Origin of the sequence: Sphingomonas sp., assembly GCF_031380695.1 — a bacterium.
GTDB lineage: Bacteria > Pseudomonadota > Alphaproteobacteria > Sphingomonadales > Sphingomonadaceae > Sphingomicrobium.
Genome location: NZ_JANMWY010000060.1, coordinates 1 through 4,954, shown reverse-complemented (window position 1 = coordinate 4,954; position 4,954 = coordinate 1). Strand labels below are relative to the sequence as shown.

Genomic DNA, 4,954 nt, shown 5'->3' with positions numbered 1-4,954 from the left:
AGCGCGCGTTACTGGCTGAGGTCGCGGAAAAGCGAGAGGTAATAGCCGATCGCCGGACCGATGCTGGCCACCGGCGAGCGCTCGTTGAGGCCATGGCTGAAATCGTCCGAGCGTTTCATGAACATCGGGCTGGCCCCATAGCTGGGCACGTGAAAGTAGCGGAACCACATGCTGTCGCTGGCGCCGGACGCCATGCTTGGGAATACCGCGACGCCGGGATGGACCGCCGCCATCGCCTTGTTGACCGCAGCGATGAAGTCGGGCCGCATCGGCGACGCGTCGTTGGCGACCGATCCTTCGGTGACATCCTTGAAGGCGACTAATGGCTCGGCCGCGACCCCCTTCAGCTCGGCCATGATCGACGCCGGACTGTGGCCGGGGAAGATGCGGCAGTTGATGTTGGCGCTCGCCCGCTGCGGCAGGGCGTTGAGCGCGTGCCCGCCGCTGACCATTGTCGCGACGCAGGTCGTGCCGAGCAGGCCGATCAGCGTCGGATCGGCCGCCAGCGTCGCGTAAGCGCGCTCGTCGGCCGGATTGGCGGCGAACGCGCGCATCGCGGTCGCACGAGCGGGCGCTTCGAATTTTGCGGCGGCGGCGAGCGCGGCCTTGGTCAAGGCGCTGTTTTCCGGCTTGAATCGATATTTGCCGATCCGCACCAGTGCCTCCGACAAGATCGTGATGGCATTGTCCTTGCGCGGTTGCGACGAATGGCCGCCAGGGTTGGTCACCGTCAGTTCGAAATCGGCATAGGTCTTCTCGGCTCCCTGCCAGGTGAAATAGAGTGGTTTGCCGGTCTGCTCGTCGAGCACGCCGCCGCCGCCATCGATGTTGAGCACCATTTCCGCCGTCGCCAGCTTACGCGCGATAATCGCGCTGGTCTTCATGACCGTTTCCTCGTCGCCCGAAAATTCGATGATGATGTCACGCTTCGGGACATAGCCCGATCGCCTGAGCTCGATCAGGGACGCGATGGCGACCGTCCCGTCGAGCTTCATGTCGGTCGCGCCGCGCCCGTACAGATAGCCATTCTCGACCACCGGGGTGAACGGGTCGCGCCGCCAGTCGGCGGCCTTGGCCTCGACCACGTCCATGTGGCCAGAGATGACCAAAGGCTTCAGTGCCGGGTCGGAGCCGCGCCAGCGGGCAATGAGATAGGCGGTGTCGTCGACCGAGGTGATTTCGATATCGATCGCCGCGAAACCGCCCGCCACCAGCGCGTCGCGATAGAGCGCCGCGACCTGCGGCGTCTGGTTGTTCGCCCCGCGCACCGAGCGCAGCGCGATCGCCTTTTTAGCGAGGTCGAGGGCCTGCGCTTCAGCCTGTGGGTGAGCCGGCGCGGCGGTGGCGGGGGCGATCGGCAGGGCAAGCGCCAGGGCGATGGCGGCGACGGAAGAGTTACGCATCATGACTCCTTTGTAATCGAGCGGTTAGAGCCGCTTAGCATGGCGGCATGCAAGCGGATCATGCCGCAGGTGGCAAGCGCCATGATCAGACCTTTCACCCGGGGCGCGTCCCGGCTAGGCCGCGACCGGCGACAAAGGATCGAAAGTCGCCAGATGGAACATGCATGGCCCTGAGCGAGACGATCCACCATCTGATCGAGCATTATGGTGCACTCGGCGTCGGGCTGGGCGGCGGTATCGAGGGCGAGAGCGCGGTCGTAATCGGCGGGGCGATGGCGCGGGAGGGATTGATCAATCCGTGGTCGGCGGCGCTGGCGGCGTTCATCGGCGCGTGGATTTCGTGCCAACTGTTCTTCCTGGTCGGCCGATCGCAGCGCGATCACCGCATGGTCCACCGTATCACCGAAAAGCCGCTGTTCGCCCGGGCGCTCAGGATGATCGATCGCCATCCGCGCCTGTTCTGCTTCGGCTTCCGCTTCATCTATGGCTTTCGCGTGATGGGACCGATCGCCATTTCGATGAGCCACGTCCGCGCCCGCGACTTCGCCTGGCTGCAAATGCTGTCGGCAGCGATTTGGGGACCGGGGTTGGTGCTGCTCGGCTATAGTTTCGGCAAGGTCATCGTCGAGGTCGTGAAGATGCTGCTGACCCCGGCCCATGCGCTGATCGCCGCCGCGCTGACCATCCTGGTTCTGCTCGGCTGGCTGCAATGGCGGCGGCGGCGGGCAGCGCGCACCGTCGATCCCGAACGCGCGAACGGATAGGCATGGCCGACCGGGCGATCTTCTATGACCCGACCGGGCGGCGGCGGAAGCGGTTCCGGCTAGCGCTGATGCTGTTCGCGCTGCTCGTGGTGATGGCACTCGGCGGGCTGGCAGCGACGATTCGCCTGGTCCCGGCGGCACCGCTGCTGCCGGTCGCGCTGGAGCGGGGCAAGCCGCTGCCGCCGCCGCGTACCAGCCTGCTGGCCCGAACCCAGCGCAGCATGAATGCCGCCTACCAACGCCTGGTCGGTGCCCGCCCGCCCAGTCCCAAGGCGGTCGGCGCCCAGCGCGCCACCGCCGCCGCGACGACGATGGGGAAGCCCATCAGTGTCGGCTTTTATACGCCGTGGGACCCCGGCTCGGTCGCCTCGCTGCAACGCCACATCGGCGATCTCGACTGGCTCGCTCCAGTATGGTTGACGGTCACCGGCCCAAATCACCAGCTCAATGTCCTGCCGGATGCACCAGGCCGGGCGATCCTCAACACCAGCCGCTATCGGCCGCTGATCCTGCCCGTTGTCCAGAATGCCAAGCTAGGCAAATGGGACCCCAAGGGGATCAGCGCGATGCTGGCCGATCGGGCCGCGCGCAATCGGCTGATTGATCAGCTGATCGGCTTCATCGACGCCAACCACGGGTCGGGCGCGGTCTTCGATTTCGAGGAGCTGTCGCCGGCGGCAGTGGTCGATTACCGCGGCTTCCTGGCGGAAGTGAACCGCCGATTCGACCAGCGCGGTTGGCTGACTACCGTGGCCGCGCCGGTCGACGCTGACTGGGACCTCGCTCGCCTCGCCGCGGTTACCGATCGCGTCTTCCTGATGGTTTATGACGAACATAGCGACGATGGCGAGCCGGGACCGATCGCCTCGCAACGCTGGTGGGCCGACAAGCTCGCCGCCGCGCTGGGCGCGGTGCCCCGTTCGAAGGCGATCGTGACGCTGGGCAACTATGCCTACGACTGGCACGATAGCGGCGGCGAACCAGACAATGTCGAGGAAGCCTGGGTTACCGCGAGCGAGAATGATGTCAGGCCCACATTCGACCGGGCGAGCGGCAACTCGAGCTTCGCTTATGACGATGAGAATGGCAGCCGCCACACGGTATGGATCCTCGACGCCGCATCGGCCTTCAACCAGCTCAAACTGCTCGACCGCGCCGGGCTGAAGAGTGTGGCGCTGTGGCGGATGGGGGCGGAGGACCCGGCCCTGTGGTCGATCTTCGGCCGCAACGCGGTCCTGCCGCGCAATCCGGCCAGCCTGTCGACGCTGCCCCAAGGCACCAATGTCGACATCGAAGGCGCCGGCGAGATCCTGCGCATCTCGTCGCTGCCGACAGCGGGCAAGCGGACGATGACGGTGAGCCGCGACGGGCTGCTGACCGGCGTCGATTTCGTCACCCTGCCGCGGCCCTTCACGATCAGCCGGGGCGGGATGAAGCATGGTGCCGTCGCGCTGACCTTCGACGACGGGCCCGACCCGCGCTGGACGCCGCGCATCCTCGACATCCTCAAGGAAAAGCACGTCCCGGCGACCTTCTTCATCGTCGGCGAAAACGCCCTGACCGAGCGCGACCTCCTACAGCGGATGATCGCCGAGGGGCATGAGGTCGGCAGTCACACCTATACCCATCCCAACCTCGCGACGACCGGCACGACCCAGACCCTGTTCGAGCTCAACGCCACCCAGCGACTGTTCCAGGCCTTCACCGGGCACACGCTCAAGCTGTTCCGGGCGCCCTATTTCGGAGATGCCGAGCCGACCACCGCCGACGAAATCCTGCCCGCGCTGGAGGCACAGAATCGCGGCTACATCTCGGTCGGACTGCACGTCGACAGCGAGGACTGGCAAAGGCCCGGGCCGCAGGCGATCTTCGACAATGTCGTGGCCGGGGTCGAGAAGGGCGAAAGCGGCTGCTCGGGCGGGTCGGATGCCGAGTGCAGCCACAATATCGTCCTGCTCCACGATTCGGGCGGCGACCGTGCGCAGACGATCGCCGCGCTACCGACGATCATCGATACACTGCGCACGCGCGGGTTTACGTTCGTGCCGGTGTCGGAGCTCGCCGGTTTGAGTCGCGACGCCGCGATGCCGAAATTGTCCCAATCGGACGCGCTAGCGGCGCGGGCCGACCTGCTGGTGTTCCAGTCGCTGGGATGGAGCGTCGAGACGCTACATATGCTGTTTGCGATCGCGATCATCCTGGGCATCCTGCGCGCCCTGACGCTGAGCGGTCTGGCGCTGCTCGCAGCGCGGCGGGAAAATGGCATCGTCCCGCCGCCGATCGACCCGAACCGCTTCGTCAGCGTGCTGATCCCCGCCTATAATGAGGAAGCGGTGATCGAACGGGCGGTGCGCCAGGTCTTGACCAGTAGCGAGGTCCGGCTGGAGGTGATCGTGATCGACGACGGGTCGAAGGACGCGACCTCGGCAGTGGTCACGCAACACTTCGGCGGCGACGACCGCGTCCGGCTGCTCACGCTTGAAAACGGCGGCAAGGCGCGCGCGCTCAACGAGGGGCTGACGCTGGCGAGCGGCGAGATCGTCATCGCACTCGACGCCGACACGCAATTCGAGCCGACCACCATCGCCCGGCTGGCGCGCTGGTTCATCGACGAGAAATTGGGCGCGGTGGCGGGCAATGCCAAGGTTGGCAACCGCATCAACCTGGTCACCAAATGGCAGGCGCTGGAATATATCACCGCCCAGAACCTGGAGCGGCGGGCGCTGGCCCAGCTCGATGCGATGACGGTCGTGCCCGGTGCGGTCGGGGCGTGGCGCAAGGCGGCGA

At 66.3% G+C, this 4,954-nt stretch carries 3 protein-coding genes; 2 read left to right on the top strand and 1 reads right to left on the bottom strand.

The features are described from left to right. Positions 1-8: 8 nt before the first annotated feature. A complete protein-coding gene (locus RMN84_RS02520; RefSeq protein WP_309610633.1) occupies positions 9-1,403 on the bottom strand; it encodes a M20/M25/M40 family metallo-hydrolase in 1,395 nt (464 codons plus the stop codon). A 164-nt stretch (positions 1,404-1,567) separates the two neighbouring features. Between RMN84_RS02520 and RMN84_RS02515 the strand changes: the two genes are divergently transcribed. Further along, positions 1,568-2,167, top strand: coding sequence for a DedA family protein (locus RMN84_RS02515; RefSeq protein ID WP_309610632.1), 600 nt, complete (start codon positions 1,568-1,570; stop codon positions 2,165-2,167). A gap of 2 nt (positions 2,168-2,169) precedes the next feature. Next, a partial coding sequence (locus RMN84_RS02510; RefSeq protein ID WP_309610631.1) for a polysaccharide deacetylase family protein occupies positions 2,170-4,954 on the top strand: 2,785 nt, incomplete at its 3' end.